Raw genomic sequence first — 20,303 nt, 5'->3', positions numbered from 1 at the left:
GCACGCCCTCGGCGCATTCGTGACAAATTGTTTCAGCGGCCACGGCGAAACCGCCCTCCCCGCGACCTCGGCGGCGCCAGCCTTCGGCCGGACAAGACGCGCGACCCCGATTGCGGGCGATAGTATCGACGGACGATCGCAATGCGGCAAGACGAGCGCCCTGCTGACCAACAAGGGCAAGTACGGCCTCAAGGCCATCGTTCATCTCGCCGAGCGGCTACGTCACCTGAGCAGCGCCCCTCCCACCTGTCGAGCAAGGAGCCTGCTCCCCCGGACGCCGGCACGGACGCAAAACAGCAGTTCGCCTGCGGCAGCCTTGTTCCGGCAAATATCCAATACGGAGGGATGGGCCTTTCAGTAGGCGAGGAACAACGGAACGGGACTGTTTTCGAGCAGCGAGCGCGTCGTTCCTCCCAGGACGGCTTGGCGAAAGCGCGAATGGACGAAGGCCCCCATGACGACGAGTTCGACCGCACTGTCGAGGACATGCCGGCGCAGGGTCTCGGCCACATCGCCGCCGACCGCCTCGAGGGCCACCAGATCGCTCTTCACGCCATGACGTTCCAGGTAGCCGATCAGGCCGCTGGCAGGAGCGACGCGGCTCAAATCCTTCTCGCCACCGATCACGACGACTGAGACCGATTGCGCGGCCGCCAGCAGCGGCAGCGCATCGCCGACTGCGCGCGCCGAGCGGGCGCTTCCGTCCCAGGCGATCGCGACCCGCTTTGGCTGGGAGCTGGCGTCCGCCTTCGGGATCACGATGACGGGGCGGCCGCTGTTGAACAGCGCCTCCTCGATCATGCTGCGATTGTTGCCCAAGAGATCGTCACCCGCATCGAGAACCGTCACGTCCTGCAGTCTCGCCTGCTGGATGAAGCGCTCCGTAAGTTCCTCGAGAGCGAGATCGGGCAGATCGGCGACGCAGGCGAAGCCGGCCGCGTCCGTCAAAGTCCTGGCCGCGGCAGCGGCTGCCTCGACGAGCTCGCGCCGCCGCTTGTTCTCCTCGGCAACCATGCCGGCGGCAAAGCCGCCGACGACGCTGTACGGCAGCGTCACATGCGGGACGATCGCCTGGAATGTCAGCGCCGCCCCGAACTGTCGCGCGAGGCCGACACCGAACCGCACGGCGGCTGTCGCGCCGCCATCCTCGTCGGCCGGCACCAGCCCGATCAAGATACTCCTGATGTCGTGCGTCATCTGTCTTCTCCTGGCAGCGGAACCGGCAACCTGTTCCTCACGGCGATAGCTTGCTTGCTGCGGCACGAGACGAATTCCCGCTCATGTCCATGCGGGCGCGCGCCAGCTACATCCTCATCACGACACGGCCATCGATCTGGTTGTTCCGCATCCTGTCGAAGATGCCATTGATGTCCTCCAGCCGTTCGACCGAGTAGTGGACCTTCACTTTCCCCTCCCCGGCGAACTGCAGGCACTCCGCGAGATCGAGGCGCGTGCCGACGATCGAGCCGCGGATCGTCTTCCGCATCAGTACCGTCTCGAAGATGTTGAGGTCGAAGGTTCCGGGCGGCAGGCCGACCAGGGCCATGGTCCCGCGCTTCGACAGCATACCGAGCGCCTGGCTGAAGGCCTTCGGAGAAACCGCGGTCACGAGCACTCCCTGGGCGCCGCCGCACAGCGCCTGCACTTCGGCGACCGGATCGGTCGTCATCGCGTTCACCGTCGCCGAGGCGCCCATTTCACGGGCGAGCGCCAGCTTCTCCTCGGATATGTCGACGGCGATGACATCGAGCCCCATCGCCTTGGCATATTGCACGGCGATGTGCCCGAGCCCGCCGATCCCTGAGATCACCACAGTATCCCCGGGCCTGGTGTCGGTCTCCTGGAGACCCTTGTAGACGGTCACCCCGGCGCAGAGGATCGGGGCTGCCGTCTCCCAGCCGAGGCTATCGGGCAGATGGCCGACATAGTTCGGGTCCGCCAGCGTATACTCGGCGAAGCCGCCATTGACGGAGTAGCCGGTGTTCTGCTGCTCGTCGCAGACCGTTTCCCAGCCGCCGAGGCAGTGCCGGCAATGGCCGCAGGCCGTGTGCAGCCAGGGAACGCCGACCCGATCGCCCTCCTTCACGGCCTTGACCCCGGCGCCGACGGCGACGACGATGCCGACGCCTTCATGGCCGGGTATGAAAGGCGGCTTGGGCTTGACCGGCCAGTCGCCATCGGCGGCATGGAGGTCGGTATGACAGACGCCCGACGCCTCGATCTTCACCAGGATTTGGCCTTGGCCGACCTCCGGCACCGGAACTTCCTCGATCGAGAGCGGCCGCCTGAATTCGCGTACCACTGCAGCCTTCATCGTCCTTGCCATTGCGATGCTCCCTGTCGGCGCATTGGCCACGCCTCGGCCAGATCCCGCCTGGATGAAACGTCGACCGCGTTCGCCGGGAAGACAAAGGCGTGGCGAAAGCGGCAGCCCACACTGCGGTGAAGAATTGGCAACTCCTATCGGCGGCCCTCCTTCCGAGGCGGGGTATCCGCGGTGCCGGTGCCTACAGCTTCATCGCTGAAACGGCGCCGTCAACCGGGAGCCTGGCCCCTCCGGGGCTTGGCCCGTCGACTCTGGCACCGGAGCTATCTCGGGCAACGCCAGCCCATGGGAAGCGATCGTGCGGAACCACCGCCTCCAAGAGCCGTCCGAAGCGAGTTCCACGCCTGCGGTTACGAGGGCCGGCCGTGTTCGCAGCGAACGAGCTTGAGGGACAGGATCACGAGGGCGGGTGAATCTCTGTCACAGATAAAGAGGCAGCGGCACGCCTCCGGCCCGAACGCCCCGAGCCCACAAGCTACAGCGGCCAAAGACCTTATTCTTCAGAAGTATAGGGCAGTGGCGGAGACGGAGGGATTCGAACCCTCGATACCCTTATGGGGTATGCTCATTTAGCAAACGAGTGCCTTCAGCCTCTCGGCCACGTCTCCGTTGAAAGGCTCTATGCCCGATCCCATAGTGCTTTGACAAGCGACCACTGATGACAAACGTGGAAAAGACGCGAGACCTGTCGCAGCGCCGCCTCACCCCCTCGCCTCATCGAGCGCCGCGACGAAGGCCAGGGCCTCGGGCAGCGTCTCGAAGACCGGGCAAGGCAGCCTCTCGTCCTCCGCTTCCGTCAGGCCGAAGCGCACCCCATAGCCGCCCGGCTCGCAGCGGATCGCGATTGGCCGGGGCGGGATAGCATGGCGATGAGCGGTCTCGGCGGCGGCCTGCATGCGACGATCGTCCTGCGGAACTGCCGTCAGTAAGCGCTCCGGAGCTGAACGCTGGCCGAACGGGCCATGCAGCAAGGCGACAGAGAGCGCCCTGCACGGCCGGGTGGCCTCCTACCCCGGCGCGGCTCAGTCCTCGCCCTCGTCGCACGCTCCTGCGCTCAGCGCGCAGGGAACACCGAGCTTCGGAGTCCCTGCAGGCAGGCGCGCCAGCCTCTCGCAGCGCAAGATCAGCTCGGCATAGAGGCTGTCGGCCTGCGAATCATCAAGCCGGACGGCACCACTTCGATGGGAGTGCTTCGCTTCGCCCGCGGCAATAGCGAGCACGATTTTCCGGATCAGCAGATTGGCTTGGTGGCAAGGCCCCATGGACAGTGCGACCCGGGCGAGTTCGACATCGGCGACCGTGCCGGTGGCACGATGCTTCGTCGTGAGAGCCTCGATGGCGTCGAGAACAGCGCCATCCTTCCGGCGGATCTCGTCGCCGAGCGCGCGCAGGCCGGCCGCATTCTTCCGCTCTACCAAGGAAACGAGCCGGTTCTCCAGGCTCCGAGCGAGGGCGGGGTCGCGAAACGAAACGATCCCGGCCAGGAGCTGCGTTCGCTCCTGCGCCAGGCTAGGCGTGCCGAAGGCCATGAAGGCCGACAACAGCCCTGCAATCATCGCGCCGTGGGACACACCCGCCTGTCCATGTCAACGTGCCCCGCGAGCTTCTGCCCCGGCGGCCGGCCCATTCGATGCTCCGCGCGGGCACCAGGCCTCGCCACGGGTACGAGGGAAGCGTTCTACTTTGCGACGCCGTGGATAACGAAGAGCGCCCGCATAAACTCGTCTGGCGCCGTATTTCCGAAGCTGCGGGTATAGATCCGCCGCACAGCATGACTGCGGTACAGATCAGCAAGAGTCGCATCGACGAGCAGGCGCAACCTTCCGTCACCGCGAGGAAGAGCGACGGCATAGGTTTCGAATGTGTAATACTGCTCCTCCAGCTTCAACATTGAACGATGATTGCTGTTGAGGAGATAGTAAGAGAGGATGCCACGATCGGCGAAATAAGCATCCAGTTTCTTATCGATGATTGCTCTTATCGCGTCTTCATGGCTCTTCATCGGGACGGCCGTCGCCTCGATGTCCAGTTTATACAACGTCGCCTTCAGCGTCTCCTCGGTCGTCGTCCCCTGAAGAACTCCGATTCGCTTCCCTGCGAAGTCCGCAAGATGCCCCGGGCCAGTGTTCCGATAAAGAAGACCTGCGCCATCGATGACCGTCGGCAGCGAGAAATCGACCAGTTCCCGCCGCGACATCGTCATCGAAGTCGGATCGCAGAGCACATCGATCTTGCCATCCCGAACCGCCTCAAGGCGATCGGCAGCGGTAATCTCCACAAACTCGACCTTCAGCTTCGTGGCGCCGGTCGATTTCTTTACGACTTCTGAGATTTCGCGGCAGAGATCGACCATATAGCCTGATGGCGAACCATCGCCCGACCGATACGAATAGGGCGGCGCGTCCGCCCGAAAACCGAGCCGGAGCGTACCGGTCTTTTCGATCCGCGACAGCGTGTCTGTTGCGAGGGCCCCTGTCGAAACAATCAGCCCAAAGAGCCCAACCCAGCCCACCCGCATCATCGAACCATCCCCCCAAAGGCTATTAGACTTTGGAGGTTCAATTGGCAGATGGCTTGTCGGTGCGCCAGCCCCGCGATGCCCGCCGGCCGTCCCGACCAGCCCAGACTGTAGAATCTCAGGTGTCGAGGTGACCGATCGAGACCCCGCTCGATTGCCTCTCGCGTTCCCGGTTCGCCAAGCGGAACGCCGCCAGAGCAGGCGACCGTAACACAGCGGCAACACTACCTGAGACGTCAGGTTAGCCACTTGCTTCTAAGCTATTGAGAAAAATGGTGCCCAGAGCTGGAGCGCCAGAAGCGAGCAATTTCAGTGCGTTGATGCTCGCAAACCTGCAAAATCAACCTCAAGCATATCAATAGGTTACGAGCCGGCTCGCAAACCTTTCGATGCGGTTCCTGATCGCGGAATCGAACTCGCGCGCCCCGCCCCCACACAGGCGGGGGTGGCGTGATGGGCTTCTACGTCGTCTGCCCTGAATGCGTTCGGGACCACTACATCGCGCTTTGCCGCGAGCACAACGATCCGAAGACGCCGGACTATCGCCGCGACGCCGTCCGGCAGCAGGCCAACGGCGTCATGGAGGCAGTCAGGCTGATCTACGGTGCCGTGACAGCGGGCATGCTCATCACCGACGCAGACGTGGCCATGGGCTGCTTGGAGCACGACAAGCCCATGTGCGCCGGCTTCCTGATCAACCCGCCCCCCTCCCCGGAGGCCCCCCATGTCTGACCTCACCACGAAGGCCGGGGGCCTCGATCTTCTTGGCCACCCTCTCGCCAAGCCATGGGAGCATGCGCTCAGCAGCAGCGCGCGAATCCTGAAGACGGCGATCGACCAGTTCAGCCCGACGCATATCGTCTCGATGGTTTCAGGCGGGAAAGATAGCGCGGCCTCCGATCAGGTAGCGCGCGAGCTTGGCGCCAAGCTCGATCTCGTCATCCACGGCAACACGCGCTGCGGCATCCCGGAGACAACGGAGTTCGTCCGCGATACCTACGGGCAGCTTGGCGAATTGGTCGAGGCCGACGCCGGCACGGCTTACGAAGATTACGTTCTCCGCAAGGGCTTCTTCGGCGTCGGGCTGGCCGCGCATGCCTTCGCCTATCGCGTGCTCAAGGCCACTCCGTTCCGCAAGGCGGTGTCGAAACATATCCGACACGGCAAGCGCGACGTTCGGGTTCTTTTGCTCAACGGCGCCCGCAAGGACGAGTCGGAGAACCGCAAAGCTCGCCTTGAGGTCTTCCGGCGCGACCCGGCGATGCCGGGCAACATCTGGGTCAACCTGATCCACGATTGGTCCCAAGAGGCCCGAGACAGCTATCTCGAAAGCCGCGAGACGCCGATCAACCCGGTCGCCAAAGCTCTCTGTCGGTCGGGCGAATGCATGTGCGGCACGATGCAGACAGAGGCTGAACGCATCGAGGCTGCCATCCTCTACCCCGAGTGGGGCAAGCGCATTGCCGAACTGGAGCAGGAAGCCATCCGCCTTCACGGCTTCGGCTGGGGCAAGCCGTTTCCGAAGCCACGCGACGAGCGACAGGGGGACCTGTTCATGCCGATGTGCTCCGACTGCATGCGGAGGGCCGCAGCATGACGCCCCTCACCACGAAGGCCGCAGAGATCCGGGCGGGGTTGGGGGGCGTGACGCGTGGCGAGTTCCGCGCGGATGGCGACCAGATCTATGCCGGCAATTACGAGAACGACGGGTACCGCGTGGCTGATTTCTTCGGCCCGGACTTCGCGGCGAACTGCGCGCATTTTGCCCGCCTCGATAAGCCTACCGTCCTCGCCTTCCTCGACGAGCGGGATCAGCACCTCGCCCTCATCGAGCAGCAGGCGATCGAACCACCCGCCTCGCTCGACCTCGCCACCGACGCGGAGGGATGAGCATGGGCAGCCAAGTTCCTTACGCGAGCGCCACATCGGGCGCTGCGGCCCGAGACGAAATCACCAAGCTTCTGCGCCGCATGGGCTGCGAGAGCGTGGGCTTCATGGACAACTTCGAGAAGAAGACCGTGCTGCTCGCGTTCAAGCACCGCGGCCGGGCAATCCAGTTCGAGGCGTCAGCAAAGGGGTGGGCAGCGTGGTTCTTGAAGGAGACCCCGTACAGCCACCGGATGCGCAAGACGAAGGCGCAGCACGAGGCCGCGGCTCTGGAGCAAGGCTTGATCGCCGTGAACTCGATCCTGCGCGATTGGGTCAAGGGTCAGGTCACGGCGGTCGAGTGCGGCCTGATGCCAGTCGAGGCTGTGTTCCTCGCTCATATGGTCACGAATGATGGCCGCACGGTCATTCAGCGGCTCGACGAGACGAAGCTGCTCCCACCGCCCAAGGAGGAAGACCGTGGCTGAGAAGCTGACGAAGGCAGACGCGCTCGAACTCATGCGCCAAGCGGTCAAGGCTACCGAAGGCGGCGGCCACTCCATCCATTTTGGAGACCCGCCGCGGTACCGATACGACCCGAACACGGGCGAGCCCTATCTGACCGACCCTACGCCCGCGCGGCTTGAATGCTCACCGGCCAAGATGCGTGCGATCTGGTCGCTGTGGGAGAAGCTGCCGCAGATCGTCGCTGCCCTGGAGAACACCGATGATCGATGAACTGATCGAGCGAGTCGAGAAGGGCGAGGGAGCGGACCGCGAGTTGGATTGCCTGCTCGTCGCAATCCTCGACGGGCGAACGATCCGCGAAGACGGAAGCATGATCCTGGCGAGGAATAGCCGGCCGCCGCACGACGAGTACATTGTCGGCTGGATCGACCTTGGCGAAACGCGTCGCAATTTCTCGGAAGGCCATTCCGTACCTCCCGTGCGCCGCTACACCGCCTCCCTCGACGCCGTCCTCACGCTGATCGAGGAGAAGCTGCCGGGGTGGACTTGGTATGTGCAGACCTACGAGGGGGTACCGACCGAAGCCGCCATGTGGCCGCCAAAGACGCCCGGCGGCCTTACAATCGAGAAGCACAGCGGCTTCACCACAAGCCCCGCTCGCGCCCTGTTGGCAGCATTTCTCCGCGCTCACAAGGAGCAGCACGATGGTCGATGAGAAGGCAATCGAAACCGTCGCACGCGCTATCCGGGCGCGCAAATGCGGTCATCAGGTAGGATGGGAATTCGAGGTCGACGATGCAATCGCCGCGATCACGGCCCTGCAAGCCCTCTCCCCCGGCAGGCTCGGCTCTCGCCTTACTGTCGACGGGGTCGAGGCGGTAGTTGTTCCGGTGGAGGCATCTACGAAGATGCGTCTTGCTGGCTCTGAAATCTATGACCAGCGGCCGCCCGAAGCCGAGGCTATCTACAGCGCCATGCTCTCTGCGGCGGGGGAACGGTGACATGGGCGACACCAAACCCGTCGCCAGATTTCTGCGTGAAGCCGCCTTCTACCGCGACATAGCAGACAAGGCCGTCAGGCTGCGCAGAATCGGCCAACAGGCTGACAGATGCGAAGACGCGTTGCGCGAGCTGCATGAAGCCAACCCGGATATGACCAAGAGCCTGACGATGCCCTTGATGATGAACCAGGCCTTCACGACAGCCATGGAGGCTTTCGACAAGGCAGTGCAGGACGCGGCGCTCGCTGGCGTCACCTTCGACGAGATCGAGCCGCCAAAGCCGCAGGACACCCGACCATGACCGCTAGCCCCACCCCCTTCTTTGCGAAAAGCGAAAGCCAGCCGGACGAAGAGCACTATGCAGAATCTGCATCATGCTCCGAGGCGCCGGCAACCTGTGCAAAAAATGCACAGGTTCAACCCGCCTCTGCCGCTATCCCGAGCGAGGAGGACGTGGCGCGCATCGTCTGCCGACGCGTCCATGAAGCCCTGTTCCCTGACGCGGGAGACTGGCGCCCCGGAGAACTAGAGCGCAAGGTCGACATCTATTGGCCGCACTATGCCAACGAGGCCCGCGCCGTCCTCGCCCTCTTCGCCCCTATCCTGGCGGAGAAGGAGCGGGAGATCGAGCGGCTGACATGTAGAGCGTTGCAGGCGATCGATGAACGAGAGGCAGCACTTGCCCGCGCCCTAGCCGCCGAAGCCGCACTCGCTGGGGAACGCGATAGGTGCCTTGCTATCGTCGAGGCGCAAGTTCCAGAGTGGGTGAAGCAGCGCTCCGGGCCGTATTGGGATGGCTACCGAGAAGCCATGGAAGACGCGGCTGATGACATTCGCAAAGGCGCCGCAGCCATCCGAGCGCAGGGGGGAGTGAGATGACGGACGAAGAGATCGAACAGGTCGCTCGCGGCATGTGCACGGCGCTAGGCCTCAACCCAGAAACAAGGGTAGAAGGCGGCGTTTATGACGATGATACGCCCGACGAGCGTAGCCGGCGCTTCGCTGGCCACGAAACAATTTTCACACCAGACGTGATGGTTCGCCGACCGCTCTGGCGGCTGTATCGCTGGAAGGCTGCCGAAGTCATCGCAGCTCAATCGGCCCCCCAATCACAGCCCTAATGCGCTACGGCCCCTCTAACGCGAGGATGGCTCTTATCCTGGCTCTGCTTGTTGGGGCTGCGGTGTATGGGTGGTGGACAGGGGCTTGGCGCTAGCCGCCGCTAGGTCAAGAATCCGTGACACTCCGACAAGATGGTTCGCCTCCTAAGAGTTCGGCGCGCATGATGCGAGTGTTGAACTATCGGTAGCGGGAGCGATCAGATGTGCAACCAGACCCCCGACCATGTCCTTGAAGTTGGCGGCCAAGACCTGACTCAAATGGGGGTTGAGTTGGTTAAGATTTTCCGCTCTCTTGAACCGCTCGACCGGCTGACACTTCTCAATGCCGCGCGCGCGCTTCGGGATGGTAACGATGGCCCAGACGCTGTCGAAAACGAAGGTCATTCCTTCAAGCCGACGTGAAGAAGAGCAATTCCTTCACGAGATCACCGATCAGCTTGTCTTGGCCCTGCGAGGCGCCATCGCCATCCGCGAGGAGGACCTCGTCTTCTTCATCAAGATGGCGATCCAGGAGGCCGGGCTTGCCAGGGACAAAAGGGCAGAAGCTCTCGCCCCTTGACCTTGGGGGAGCCTCCTACGCTCCCTTGGGGCCATAGATCGCATACGCGGCCCGCATAACCTCGTTGTCGCCATAGTCGAGATCAAGGCGCTCGCTCGCCTGCAGCCAGTTTGCCGCGCGGCGGTCGAGTTCGTCCCGCGACAGAAACGGCAGGCGGAGCTCTCTCAGTGATCGTTCGTAATGCCGCGCCGCGGTGTGGGCCCGCCGCAGACGCCTGATCTCAACGCGGATTGCCGCGCGCTCGGCTGAGGCACGAGCAGTCGCGATTAGAGCGCTGCGCGCGCCGGCCACCGCTCTTTCCAGATCTCTAGCTTCGCATGGCGCAACACCAAGTGCCTCGAGCCTGCTGGAGAAACGGCGCCACAAGGCCTCAACCTTCTTCTGCTCCTGCCAATTCGAGCGAAGCGCATGGCGAGCCAGTTCCTTGTCACGCCTACAATACGCTTCGAAGGTCAGTGCCGCGCTCTGCGGCGCCGCGTGTGCCGCCCCCATCCCCCTGCCCCCTCAACCAACGCGAGCATTCGGCAACCATAAGGCGAGTCTACGTCCCTCGCAACGATGGCACGGGCGAGAGCACCTGCCGCTGACAGCGCGAGCGCGACTGCTTCACGCCGGGACGTAGCGATATAGATTGCGCATGCTGTTCTCCTGGCTCTCCCGCCGCCGCGAGTATCGAGCCTTGGTCGACGCTGAGGCGACCCGCTTGGCCGAGGACGAGGGCGGCGCTGGCTATTACACTGCCCGGCAGCTTGCCAGCGCAGCTCGAAGCCAGGGCAATCCGGGAGCCGCCAAGCTCTGGTCCTGTGTCGCTCGCCGGGTCGCTGACATGACCGGGCTACAGCCGGGCCGTTCGAAGATCGGCCGGGCCGAATCCGAGCGGTGATCAGTTAGGGGACGCCGTCACGCCCTGAGGCAAGCTGCCGCGGCAATTGGCGCAACCCAAATGGGTGATGTGAACCTAGAATGGGTGGATACGCTTCAGAATGCGGCGCCGAATATGAGGATATGCCTTGGCTATCGACACTCGACCCCCAGCCTTCGCCTGTGACGAATGCGGCGCCGCCACCATCGAAATCCCGGAATGGACCGACGACCAGACCGTCCTCAGCTGCCAAGACTGTGGAAAGCCGATCGGCAAGATCAGGTTGCTACTCGCAGTGCTTCAAGCGGCCTCGGTGGACAACGAGAACGAGCAGCCGCAGGAAGAGGTGATCTCAGCAGCTCCAGGCTCCCGGCGCCACTAAGCCATCGGTAGGTTGCTGGGCCCGATTTTTTCGCGGGGCCGGCTAGAGGAAGCCAAAGCCCCAAAGCACAATCGCGGCCAGGGCAACCCAGCTTGCAGCGTTGGCGGCTTGGCGCAGGATATGGAGCCAGCGCGGCCATTTGGCCTGCCGCTCGCGCTCCTGCCGGTTCTCCGCGCGGACCCAACCCCAGTAACCCATCGGCTACCCGCCACCGACCAGCGTGCCGCCTTCGGACATCACGTCGGCCAGCCCGTCCTTCTTCCCGCCGCGCTGCACGATTGTCAGGCTGCCATCCAATAGCGGCCGCTGGAGATAGCTGGCCACTGGCCACGGCGCCGTCATCCAGGTTTCGCACTGCTCCGGCGTCGTGAGGATCACCGGCATTGCCTTGGGGTGCACCGACCCAACTTCGGCGTTCGGCTCGGTTGTCAGGAAGGCATAGAGGTCGATCGTCTCCTCGCCATTCTTGATCTTCCGCACGCTGGTCCATTGAGGGAGCCAGATGCCGGCGAAGAAGGCTGTCGGCCTATCATTGCCGAAAGCAAACCAGACATCCTGCTTGGCCGCCCAGTCGAACTCGCTGAAGCTGGTGAAAGGGACGAGGCACCGGTTCTCGACGCCAAGCCAGCGTTTCCAGTGCGAGCTCGAGGTATTGCGGATGTTCGTCGTCCCGCCATCGGGCTCCATGCGAAGAAGCTGATCGAAGTCGACCTCCTTCCCCTTGTCGCGGAGCTTGCCGGCGCGCTTGGTCGCTGCGTCGAACAGCGCCTTCTTGGAGGATGGCATGCCCCAGCGGGTCATGGCGAGGCGCGGGCCATCCGCTTCGTTGCGGATGATCGGCGCCTCGTAGTCAGGGAAGATACCGGTCTGCGGCGCGAGGTTGCTGCCGCCATCATTAAACGTGGCGAACAGCTTGCGCATCGCCTCGACCGATCGGGTGTGGCTGTACAGGTTGCACATGCACCCGAGCTTAAGCCGCCTTCGGCGCAGCCACCAAGTAGTAGAGATCCTCATTTTCGTCAGGCGGCAGATAAGGCCCGGAAACCACCAGGCCGAACCGCTCCGCGATTATATCGAGCCCGGTCGAAGCAAGTGCCGTGACTGTCAACACCTCCCCCGACGACCAGTCGTCCCGTCGCGGCTCCAGGCCGAGCCGTTCGGCATCGATGAGGCTGATCGCGTAACCACCACGGGCGGTCTCGGCCGCTTCGCGGATACCGGCCTCGACATCGGTCAGAGTGATATCAGTCACCTCCGACGCGGCGACGGCGTTCTTTGGCAGGCGCTTTGGTGAGTTGGTCATCCTTGCCTCCTGTTACGACTTTCAGGCCGGACATGCTGGGCGGCAGGTCCGGTGGGCGCGACGAGCGGACATCAGGGCAATAGGCCCCGCAGCGCATGCCGCATTTCTGTGGCTTCCACTGCTCGCTATGCGGATCCCAGGGGCACCCGCTCACGAACCGTCGGAAGACCCACTCCAGCGGCGCACGATGGCCGTAGGAGGCCGCGAGAATGGCAATATGGACCTCGGCATTCCGCGGGCACCAGTGACAGCGGAAATGCACGTGTATCCATGGCCAGCGCCCCAGCGGCGTTCCGAAATCTGGCGGCTCTTCCAATCACGGTCGTCCTCTCGTATGAGAACAGAGTGAGAACAAACAGAACGAGAGTCAAGCCATGGCCAACGTCGACACCTTCTTCCTCCAGCCGTTCAAGACGCACCGGAAGCGGCTCGTGCCCAGCCAGCGGGTGCCCGCCAAGACGAGGCATCACGCGCTGCAGGATGGCGAGCGCCTGGCTCGCACGGCCGAGGGCGTCGCAGTTGTCCACGTTGTTGCGGACGACGAAACCGGCGAGGTCGCATCGCTCGCGGTGCTCGCCCGGCACGGAGAGATCCCCGAAGAGTTCGAAGAGCAGATCAGGGCGGCATGACGCTGACACTCTCGCGCTCCTACCCCGACGACCACGCTGAGACGACGCGCGAAGGCTTCTGGCGCGTCTCCTGCGAGGGCGTCTATGTCGGCTCGATCGTCTACAACAGCGTCCGGCCCGAGGCCGTCTGGAACTGGTCGATCACCGTCCAAGACCCTTCGCCCGGTCTCGCTAAGACAGGGATGGCAGAAGCGCGCGAGGATGCCATGAGCGAGTTCCGAGCCGCTTGGGACTGCTATCGCGAATGGCTTGGCGATGAACGCTGGCATCGCTGGGTCGAGCACATGGCTATGGTCGATGCACGCAGCGACCTCTGGAAGCGCCGGGAGTGCGGCGAAGAGCCGGGCGGGTACTGACGGACGGCCTTGAACGATCGCGACGCCTGGGACGCTCTAGGCCGAGTACTGGCTTCAGGCTTTCCCCTTGGGCAGCCAGCGCTAGCGGGCAAGCCAACCTTCCACTAACAGTTACACGGGTCCGCTCGGCTGGGACAGGTCGAGTACTGATGTACGGCTGATAGCTTCTGAGGCTTGCATGCGCCTGCTCACGTTTCTCGGTCTCTTGCTTGTCGGAATGCCCCCCACGACCACCGCGTTTGCCGGGCAACCCTTTGAGGGGGAGTTTTACTTCGCCGAGCGCCACAAGGCGTGCATTCGCGACGGGGCAGACAAGAACGTCATTACCATATCGGCGGACAGCATCACCGCCAGAACCATGAATATGAAGTTTAACGCATCGCAGGAGCCGGGTGACGGCAGAGTTTGGCGCCTGGACATTACCAGCCTTCGGCATGGACAGCCGACAGCGACCCAACTCAAGGGCAAGATCGAACTTTCAAGCGATCGTGGCCAGGTTAAGTTCCTGGCGTGGGGACGAGATACTGACCAAGCCGTAGAAGGGACTTTCATCCGCTGCCCACCCTCGGCCCAGGTGGTTAAGGCCCCTGCCACTTCGGTCCGGATTTCAATTCCGCCCTGCGCCGTGCTGGCTGACTTCCCTCTACCGATTGGTCCTTATCCCGCCGACTGGGAGAGGACCCAATGGACCTTCGGTATGAAGGTGGAAGAGTGGACGGACGCGGACATTCAGGCTTTCCAGGACGGCTTTTTCCGCTGCCGGCAGGCAGACGAACGCTTCAAGGGGAATGTGGAGCGCGAGTGGTTTCTTAGCGACCGAGGACCAGTGGCTGAGACTGCGGAGCAGATCGCTGCGTTACGCGACAAAGCCATGATGCGCGCTGAGGCGTCGGCCAAGTTTGACCAACTCCTCACCGAGGTGAGGCGGTTCGGAGCGCAGGGTCTGACCGATCAGGACAGGGTTGAACTGCAGCGCATAGCCAAGGCCGCCAAAGACGTCGAGCGCCAATACGGCAAGCATGGCTGGTCCGCACCGAAAGGAACGTCAATCGAGGAGGCCATCGCCAGGATTGAAAAGGCGGACGCATTTAGACTTCGGAATGTCGAGAGCGACTTCCGTCCCGCTTCGCCTAACAAGGAGGCGACGAGCGTCACGCCCGATAATCAGGCGACAGAGCAGGAGACCCGTGAACGCGTGGCGCGGATTGCAATCCCCATGTCGATGCTGCGAATGTCCGAGGTGTGCGCCCAGAGAGGCGCATTCTTCAAAAAGAGCGAAGTCGACCTGATACAAGCCGAGATTGCACGCTCCCTCGACGCGGCCAAAATAGCCCGCGCAGATCGCGACAAGGCTTGGGAAATAGCAGAAGTCGGATTCAAGTCATCCGGCATGGAGATGCTTAGTCCTCGAGCCATGAGCAGCGAGTGCCAACAGCTTCGAAGTACGATGATCCACGCGTTCCCAAACATCTTCATGAGGGGAAGCGGACGCCCCAATCCGTTTTGACCAGAAGGAAGAAGATCCGCTCGCCAACCCAAAACTCGCCTATTCCCATCTTGCCGGCCGGGAGGTCTCGACCTGGTCCGAGGAATGGAAGCACGAATGCGAGATCGCCTATCTCGCCGGGCTGGCGCCGCCAAAGCTGAGCGTGATGCTCGGTGGCGTGGCGGGCTCGACCGATCGCGAGGAGCGCGGGATTAAAGGGGTGCGGGGGGGGAAGCCGCGGTCGCAGTGCTGCGGGCGGAGATCGCGCGGTTTAGGCAGATCGCGGCTCAGTAGCCTCAGGCAGAGAAAAACCCGCCACCCTTGCGGGTGGCGGGGAAGTTTGCGCCCGCCGCTCAACCTCCATGGCTGAAGGTGACCGCCGTGACCGGCACGCCAGGGGCCGATCCAGCGAAGAACTGCGTCCCACTACGCGAGGTTCCTTCATCGAGAGCGATTACCGACCGCCCGTCTGGAACGCTTTGGCGAGAGGAATGTTTGGGAGAATGGCCTACTCGTTTCTCAGCCGCCAATGATGTCGTCCCCGACGGCACTCTGGTTGCTCACCGTGATCTTCGTAATCGTCAGCATCTGCTTCCTATCCTGCGGCGTGGGGTAGCGCAGCAGCGTTGCAACGTCTGGTGGCCTTGGCCCGGGACAAGCGGTACCATCCCGATCAAAGGAAGGTGCCACCTTGCCGACGCGACACAGCCCGGAACAGCCAATCGTCATCATCAACACCCCCGCCGAGTACGAAACAGCACGGCGGGAGGTCAAAAGACTGGCGACGCCGACGTCTAACTCAGTGGACGAGCTGACGTTGCAGGCCTTTTCAGCAGCGATCGAAGACTATGAAACACGTCAAGGTCGCGACACCTGCCCCTCATCAACTGATGAGACGGCAGGTCGTTTTACTGGCTCGGACGCCAGTTCATAAACCCTCGCATCGCAATAGACCTCCGCAGCACGTTTGAAACGCTGCCAAGCCGGCAACGGCTCTCGCGCCGGCGACATCAGCGCACAGTGCATTTCAGGAGGAAGAAGGGCGTCCGGATCGAACCCGACCGACCGGCAAAGCGCCCTAGCGATGATTTCCACGCGATCTGTTTCCATGACACGCCACCCAACGCGACACAGAGCGTCTGCCGACTCCTCCAAGCAGCCCGAGCAGGGCGGCAGGCGCGGCGCTCAAAAGGGGCTGAGGAGCGCCGTCGTCAAAACGCACTATGGGGCTCGCGGTTCCTCGCCTTCGCGCCCCGCCTGAACGCTGCTTTTTCGGACATTGCCGGTGAAGCGTTCACTTAGCCAATCGCATGTAAAATGAGTGCCACGCACTAGAATTTTCTCAATTATATTCGCCGAATGAATAATATTAATTGACATTCAGAATCGTCGACGCTAAGTTGTCGCCTGTCGATATTTGTTGGTTGGCTGTTGTTATTTTCGCGTTCCGACGCGGCTCTGATGATCTCCCCCTTTCGAAATCGTTCTGAATTCACCGAACTTCCTGTTTGGTGAACGACAGGTCTTGCCAAAAGGAGGGTTTTTCATGACCACCGGCACAGTGAAATGGTTCAATTCCACCAAGGGGTTCGGGTTCATTCAGCCCGACGACGGCGGCCAGGATGTGTTTGTTCACATCTCGGCTGTCGAGCGCGCTGGAATGCGTGATCTGCAGGAAGGCCAGAAGCTCGGCTTCGAAGTCGCTCGCGATAACAAGTCGGGCAAGATGGCCGCCGAGCAGCTTCAGGCGGCGTAATCGAAATGTCTTGTTGGTGATGGCCACGGATGTACTGGCATCACCGACAGATGATTGCCCAGAAGGCCAGGCTCAACGCTTGGCCTTTTTTATTGGCTGCCTATGCGGCGGCAGAGCGGAGATTGAGCGACGCAGGCCTACGGCGAGTGCATGCCGCTCCCCACTCCAAGAAGTGATTTGCATTACCCGAACGCCTAGCGTCCTATACCATCGCAGTTGTCTCCATGCCGCTTTTGGAAATGACCGCCGCGGCTCGCATTGAAGTCGCTAGGCGGAGACACGCTATGATTACCGGAAATGGGATGCTTCTCCTGCGCGACGGGCGCCGGATTCCGCTCAACTATCAATTTGCCGCCGACTATGACGACCAGCGGGCGGGCTATCTGTTTTGCGATACCGCCACCGTTGATCCAGCGGCTTTCCTCGGCCGCCTCTACGTCGTCTGCGACGACGGCACCAGCGTGATCGTCGCCATCACTCATCATAGCGACAGGTACCTAGCCGTCGCGGGCCGCGTCCTTGCGCAAGAAGACGCCGCCGCTTGATTGGCGACCGTTTGCTTGTGCGCAGCGCCCCCGCAATGCGCTCGGAAACACAAAGGCTGAAACTCATGATTGCCACGCCCGGCCGACGTAGTCCCCACAACCCAATCACTCAGACACTCGATCGGCTCATCGAGGCCGAAAGAGTCGAAGCGGAAAGACGCGCGGCGCAAGCCGTCCGCCGCAGAGCTCGAGAAAAAGGAGGTGGCCCCGACTGTTCCCATACAGATGACGGACCGGTCAGCGGGGACGACCCCTTGTAGGTTGGTTAGGCTGGGCATTTGCCTCGGCATTTTGCCCAGCAGTTTCGTGCTTGATGGCTGCGGCGCCGTCGCTCTCGTAGCCTTCGTACGGAGCATGCGGCCCAGTTGGGTGTTGCGACTCCGGACTGGGGCCAGCTCGTCGCTGATCCTGCTCTCCGGGCTGGCCGGGTCGGCGCGGTGTCTCATGCCGACCGGGCGAACCGCTTCCGGCCGGAGTGATGGATTTGTCCTTCATGAAGGCCTCCTTTGGGAGGCAACAGTCCGCTGACTGAGAAGTTCCCGCCAACAAAGAACGCTCGGCCCCGCGCGAGCGGGACCGAGCGATGTGGCCTTCGTCGCGGACGAGCCGGCGATCTTACGCTCCCTGAACGTTGCGTTCTTGATACCTAGCTCGCCTTTTTGAGATCGGTCGCGCCTTTGCGGGAACGGGTCTTGTTGGCTGGAGCCGGAGCCGCACCGACGCTCGCTCGGAGGGCTTCCATGAGATCGACGACCTTCGGCGCCCTGGCCTTCGGGGCGACCTTCACAGGCTTGCCGGCGAGCTTCGCCTTCACCAGTTCCGCTACGGCTGCTTCATACCGATCATCGAATTTCGACGGGTCAAACTCCCCCTTCTTCGTCGCGATGATGTGCTTGGCGAGCTCGAGCATCTCCTTCTTGATCTTGAGCCTGGGAATCTCATCGAACGCCTCGGCCGCGGACCGGACCTCGTAGTCGAAATTGAGAGTGTGAGCGACAAGACCCAGGCCCTGGGCCCGTATCATCACAGCGCGATACCGTCGGAACAGCACCGCGTGGGCCAAGGCGCCGACCTTGCTGGCCCGCAGCGCCTCACGGATCACGGCAAAGGCGTCCTCGCCGATCTGGCCGGATGGGGCGAGGTAATAGGGCTTGTCGAAGAAAACCGTGTCGATCTCGCTGCAGGGGATGAAGCCCGCAACCGCCAATAGCTTTTTGCTGTCCGGGATCGCGTTTGCGATCTCTTCGGGCTCGACCTCCACATAGCGGTCCGTATCAATCTCGAAACCCTTGATCTGGTCTTCGCGCTCGACCGGCTCCCCGGTGACAGGGTCGACAAATTCCCGGCGCACCCGATGGCCGGTATCGCGGTTGACGGTGTGGAACGAGATCCGTTCTGAGGTGCTCGCGCCGGTGTAGAGCGCGACCGGGCAACTGATTTCCCCGAACTTCAGATAGCCCTTCCAGTTCGCTCGCGCGGCAACCATGACCCGCAACTCCACAACGCAACCCGAGCGATTCAATTCAACCCGGGCCGGATGGTTCCCGCGCGGCGGGAACTCTATCGATCCATCCGCATTGACTCCGGAGTTTCGAAGTGGAGTTGTGTCGCCATGCCCGCCCGCACCTATTGGAAGGGCTATCTCAAGCTCTCACTGGTCACCTGCCCCGTCGCCATGAGCCCGGCCACATCCGAGAGCGAGAAGGTGCGCTTTCACACCCTGAACAGGCACACCGGCAATCGCGTGTTGAGCCGTTACGTCGACGCTGAGAGTGGCAAGCCAGTCGAGGCAGACGACCAGGCCAAGGGCTACGAGGCCGAAGCCGGGCGACTTGTCATAGTCGAGGACGAGGAACTCGAGGCGGTCAGGCTCGATACCGTGCGAACAATCGATATCGACGCCTTCGTCCCGCGCGACTCTATCCCCTGGATCTATCTCGACAGCCCCCACTACCTCGTTCCCGACGACGAGGTCGGCGAAGAGGCCTTCTCCGTCATCCGCGACGCCATGGCGGCGACGAAAATGATCGGGATCTCGCGCGTCGTCCTCTACCGACGCGAGCGGGCAGTGATGATCGAGCCGCGGGACAACGGCATCGTCCTCTGGACGCTGCGCTACGGCGACGAAGTCCGTGACGAGAAGAATTACTTCAGCGGGATCGACAAGGAAAAGCCTGCGCCGGAGCTTCTCGCGCTTGCGCAGCAATTCATCGCCACCAAGACGCAAGACTGGTCAACCGAAATGGTCCAGGACCCGGTCCAGGAGCACTTGCTCAAGCTGATCGCCTCGAAGAAGCGCAAGGGCTCGCGCAAATCCGCCGACGCCGGCGAGAAGGGGCGGCCGGCCAATGTCGTCAACCTGTTCGACGCCCTGAAGAAAAGCCTGCAGGCGGACAAGACCCTTCAGGGCTGACGCCGGAGCACTCCGTAACATTCCGCCGGCCAGCCCGCTTTCAATGCGCGACGTGAAGCTGGCCATCTCACCATACGCGTCACCACGCAACTGGCCGTCGGCTGAAGCCGGCGCCTCAAGAGTTAAGCTTGTCGTCCTGGATGTCGTCGGCCCTGTCGAGATCCGGGTCGCGCTCGATCGCCTCGAACTTCCGGCACTCGACCAGCGGGAGCTTCATCCATGCGCCGGTCGCCTCCAGCCCAGCGCTCTCTGCGTCCCCGATCAGCGCCGTGATCAGGTTGTCGGCTTCTTCCGCTATCATGGCGATGTGGGCATTCACCGCACGCGCATCGTCTTCAAGGGCGTCCCCCGCGGGGCCCAGCGTTCGGATGCATTTCACCCGGGCCAGTCGGGCAGCAAATCCATGCGCCAGTAGAGCAATGGGATCGACCGTGTCGGCCCAACCGTGGGCCGAAGTATAGGCTCGATAGGTCGCCCCCTCGGCGCTTGTTGAGGTTGCCCCCGCACCCGCGAGCTTCATGCGGAGTTCCGCAACCTCTCGGGCCAGCCGATAGATCGTTTGTTCGGCCCGGGTTTCTCCCGGGGCTGCTGCTGGAAGATCGAGGTCAAGCGCGCCCTGCCTTTCGTCCACCCGCCTCGGCGGACGGCTCCTGACGACATCGGCTCCCGGGCCGGAACGCAAAATCCGCTGAGCACACATGACGCAACTCCT

At 62.8% G+C, this 20,303-nt stretch carries 30 protein-coding genes and 1 tRNA gene; 20 read left to right on the top strand and 11 right to left on the bottom strand.

Features of this window, described 5'->3' with window-relative positions; genetic code table 11:
- Window positions 1-354: 354 nt before the first annotated feature.
- From DK26_RS15320 to DK26_RS15295, 6 genes are all read right to left on the bottom strand, one after another.
- A complete protein-coding gene (locus DK26_RS15320) occupies window positions 355-1,197 on the bottom strand; it encodes a universal stress protein (protein WP_066474134.1) in 843 nt (280 codons plus the stop codon).
- 106 nt (window positions 1,198-1,303) lie between these two features.
- Window positions 1,304-2,326, bottom strand: a complete 1,023-nt coding sequence (locus DK26_RS15315; RefSeq protein WP_066474131.1) for a zinc-dependent alcohol dehydrogenase — start codon at window positions 2,324-2,326, stop codon at window positions 1,304-1,306.
- 517 nt (window positions 2,327-2,843) lie between these two features.
- Window positions 2,844-2,934 (bottom strand) — tRNA-Ser (locus DK26_RS15310).
- Window positions 2,935-3,027: 93 nt separating this feature from the next.
- Window positions 3,028-3,222 (bottom strand): hypothetical protein, encoded by a 195-nt coding sequence (locus DK26_RS15305; RefSeq protein WP_066474128.1) that lies wholly within the window; start codon window positions 3,220-3,222, stop codon window positions 3,028-3,030.
- 126 nt (window positions 3,223-3,348) lie between these two features.
- On the bottom strand, window positions 3,349-3,897 hold the full coding sequence (locus DK26_RS15300; RefSeq protein WP_157089676.1) for a hypothetical protein: 549 nt from the start codon (window positions 3,895-3,897) through the stop codon (window positions 3,349-3,351).
- 107 nt (window positions 3,898-4,004) lie between these two features.
- A complete protein-coding gene (locus DK26_RS15295) occupies window positions 4,005-4,847 on the bottom strand; it encodes an amino acid ABC transporter substrate-binding protein (RefSeq protein WP_066474124.1) in 843 nt (280 codons plus the stop codon).
- A 447-nt stretch (window positions 4,848-5,294) separates the two neighbouring features.
- On the opposite strand from DK26_RS15295, the gene DK26_RS15290 reads away from it, so the two are divergent.
- The 11 genes from DK26_RS15290 (at window position 5,295) to DK26_RS15245 (ending at window position 9,859) form a co-directional block, all read left to right on the top strand.
- Window positions 5,295-5,576: a hypothetical protein gene (locus tag DK26_RS15290; protein ID WP_184231622.1), complete on the top strand. Its 282-nt coding sequence runs from the start codon at window positions 5,295-5,297 to the stop codon at window positions 5,574-5,576.
- A complete protein-coding gene (locus DK26_RS15285; protein WP_066474119.1) occupies window positions 5,569-6,441 on the top strand; it encodes a phosphoadenosine phosphosulfate reductase family protein in 873 nt (290 codons plus the stop codon). The genes DK26_RS15290 and DK26_RS15285 overlap by 8 nt, the downstream gene beginning before the upstream one ends.
- On the top strand, window positions 6,438-6,734 hold the full coding sequence (locus DK26_RS15280; RefSeq protein WP_066474113.1) for a hypothetical protein: 297 nt from the start codon (window positions 6,438-6,440) through the stop codon (window positions 6,732-6,734). The genes DK26_RS15285 and DK26_RS15280 overlap by 4 nt, the downstream gene beginning before the upstream one ends.
- A 2-nt stretch (window positions 6,735-6,736) precedes the next feature.
- Entirely contained in the window at window positions 6,737-7,198 is a 462-nt protein-coding gene (locus DK26_RS15275; RefSeq protein ID WP_066474112.1) for a hypothetical protein, read from the top strand.
- Entirely contained in the window at window positions 7,191-7,448 is a 258-nt protein-coding gene (locus DK26_RS15270; protein WP_066474111.1) for a hypothetical protein, read from the top strand. Before DK26_RS15275 ends, DK26_RS15270 begins: the two co-directional genes overlap by 8 nt.
- Window positions 7,438-7,893 (top strand): hypothetical protein, encoded by a 456-nt coding sequence (locus DK26_RS15265; protein WP_066474110.1) that lies wholly within the window; start codon window positions 7,438-7,440, stop codon window positions 7,891-7,893. Before DK26_RS15270 ends, DK26_RS15265 begins: the two co-directional genes overlap by 11 nt.
- The gene (locus tag DK26_RS15260; RefSeq protein ID WP_066474108.1) at window positions 7,883-8,179 is read left to right on the top strand and encodes a hypothetical protein; all 297 of its coding nucleotides are present in this window, start codon (window positions 7,883-7,885) and stop codon (window positions 8,177-8,179) included. The genes DK26_RS15265 and DK26_RS15260 overlap by 11 nt, the downstream gene beginning before the upstream one ends.
- 1 nt (window position 8,180) lies before the next feature.
- Window positions 8,181-8,480 (top strand): hypothetical protein, encoded by a 300-nt coding sequence (locus tag DK26_RS15255; RefSeq protein ID WP_066474106.1) that lies wholly within the window; start codon window positions 8,181-8,183, stop codon window positions 8,478-8,480.
- Complete coding sequence (locus DK26_RS15250) at window positions 8,477-9,058, top strand: hypothetical protein (protein ID WP_066474104.1); 582 nt, start codon at window positions 8,477-8,479, stop codon at window positions 9,056-9,058. Before DK26_RS15255 ends, DK26_RS15250 begins: the two co-directional genes overlap by 4 nt.
- Entirely contained in the window at window positions 9,055-9,300 is a 246-nt protein-coding gene (locus tag DK26_RS29055) for a hypothetical protein (protein WP_157089675.1), read from the top strand. The genes DK26_RS15250 and DK26_RS29055 overlap by 4 nt, the downstream gene beginning before the upstream one ends.
- Window positions 9,301-9,652: 352 nt before the next feature.
- Window positions 9,653-9,859: a hypothetical protein gene (locus DK26_RS15245; RefSeq protein WP_157089674.1), complete on the top strand. Its 207-nt coding sequence runs from the start codon at window positions 9,653-9,655 to the stop codon at window positions 9,857-9,859.
- A 15-nt stretch (window positions 9,860-9,874) separates the two neighbouring features.
- Here DK26_RS15245 and DK26_RS15240 read toward each other — a convergent pair whose 3' ends face one another.
- Window positions 9,875-10,351: a hypothetical protein gene (locus DK26_RS15240; protein ID WP_066474098.1), complete on the bottom strand. Its 477-nt coding sequence runs from the start codon at window positions 10,349-10,351 to the stop codon at window positions 9,875-9,877.
- Window positions 10,352-10,496: 145 nt separating this feature from the next.
- Here DK26_RS15240 and DK26_RS15235 point away from each other — a divergent pair, with 145 nt between their 5' ends.
- Window positions 10,497-10,742, top strand: coding sequence for a hypothetical protein (locus tag DK26_RS15235; protein WP_066474090.1), 246 nt, complete (start codon window positions 10,497-10,499; stop codon window positions 10,740-10,742).
- Window positions 10,743-10,869: 127 nt separating this feature from the next.
- Entirely contained in the window at window positions 10,870-11,103 is a 234-nt protein-coding gene (locus tag DK26_RS15230; RefSeq protein ID WP_066474087.1) for a hypothetical protein, read from the top strand.
- 201 nt (window positions 11,104-11,304) lie between these two features.
- Here DK26_RS15230 and DK26_RS15225 read toward each other — a convergent pair whose 3' ends face one another.
- Together DK26_RS15225 and DK26_RS15220 are read right to left on the bottom strand one after the other, a co-directional pair.
- Window positions 11,305-12,063 (bottom strand): SOS response-associated peptidase family protein, encoded by a 759-nt coding sequence (locus tag DK26_RS15225; protein ID WP_066474084.1) that lies wholly within the window; start codon window positions 12,061-12,063, stop codon window positions 11,305-11,307.
- A 10-nt stretch (window positions 12,064-12,073) separates the two neighbouring features.
- Window positions 12,074-12,406, bottom strand: coding sequence for a hypothetical protein (locus DK26_RS15220; RefSeq protein ID WP_066474082.1), 333 nt, complete (start codon window positions 12,404-12,406; stop codon window positions 12,074-12,076).
- A 374-nt stretch (window positions 12,407-12,780) separates the two neighbouring features.
- Here DK26_RS15220 and DK26_RS15215 point away from each other — a divergent pair, with 374 nt between their 5' ends.
- The 6 genes from DK26_RS15215 (at window position 12,781) to DK26_RS15195 (ending at window position 17,178) form a co-directional block, all read left to right on the top strand.
- Window positions 12,781-13,035, top strand: a complete 255-nt coding sequence (locus DK26_RS15215; RefSeq protein ID WP_066474080.1) for a hypothetical protein — start codon at window positions 12,781-12,783, stop codon at window positions 13,033-13,035.
- Window positions 13,032-13,391, top strand: coding sequence for a hypothetical protein (locus DK26_RS15210; protein WP_066474078.1), 360 nt, complete (start codon window positions 13,032-13,034; stop codon window positions 13,389-13,391). Before DK26_RS15215 ends, DK26_RS15210 begins: the two co-directional genes overlap by 4 nt.
- Window positions 13,392-13,569: 178 nt before the next feature.
- A complete protein-coding gene (locus DK26_RS15205) occupies window positions 13,570-14,898 on the top strand; it encodes a hypothetical protein (RefSeq protein WP_066474072.1) in 1,329 nt (442 codons plus the stop codon).
- Between the two features lie 670 nt (window positions 14,899-15,568).
- Window positions 15,569-15,811, top strand: coding sequence for a hypothetical protein (locus DK26_RS29050; protein ID WP_157089673.1), 243 nt, complete (start codon window positions 15,569-15,571; stop codon window positions 15,809-15,811).
- 612 nt (window positions 15,812-16,423) lie between these two features.
- Complete coding sequence (locus DK26_RS15200; protein ID WP_066474071.1) at window positions 16,424-16,633, top strand: cold-shock protein; 210 nt, start codon at window positions 16,424-16,426, stop codon at window positions 16,631-16,633.
- A gap of 302 nt (window positions 16,634-16,935) precedes the next feature.
- Complete coding sequence (locus DK26_RS15195) at window positions 16,936-17,178, top strand: hypothetical protein (protein WP_066474070.1); 243 nt, start codon at window positions 16,936-16,938, stop codon at window positions 17,176-17,178.
- Between the two features lie 646 nt (window positions 17,179-17,824).
- Here the strand turns inward: DK26_RS15195 and DK26_RS15190 are convergent.
- On the bottom strand, window positions 17,825-18,664 hold the full coding sequence (locus DK26_RS15190) for a Ku protein (RefSeq protein WP_066474064.1): 840 nt from the start codon (window positions 18,662-18,664) through the stop codon (window positions 17,825-17,827).
- Window positions 18,665-18,790: 126 nt separating this feature from the next.
- On the opposite strand from DK26_RS15190, the gene DK26_RS15185 reads away from it, so the two are divergent.
- The gene (locus DK26_RS15185) at window positions 18,791-19,591 is read left to right on the top strand and encodes a Ku protein (RefSeq protein WP_066474062.1); all 801 of its coding nucleotides are present in this window, start codon (window positions 18,791-18,793) and stop codon (window positions 19,589-19,591) included.
- A 115-nt stretch (window positions 19,592-19,706) separates the two neighbouring features.
- Here DK26_RS15185 and DK26_RS15180 read toward each other — a convergent pair whose 3' ends face one another.
- A complete protein-coding gene (locus DK26_RS15180) occupies window positions 19,707-20,111 on the bottom strand; it encodes a hypothetical protein (protein ID WP_066474061.1) in 405 nt (134 codons plus the stop codon).
- Window positions 20,112-20,303 lie beyond the last annotated feature (192 nt).

This window comes from Allobosea sp. WAO, assembly GCF_001509835.1.
Lineage (GTDB): Bacteria > Pseudomonadota > Alphaproteobacteria > Rhizobiales > Beijerinckiaceae > Allobosea.
This window is presented reverse-complemented; position numbering and strand designations above follow the sequence as displayed.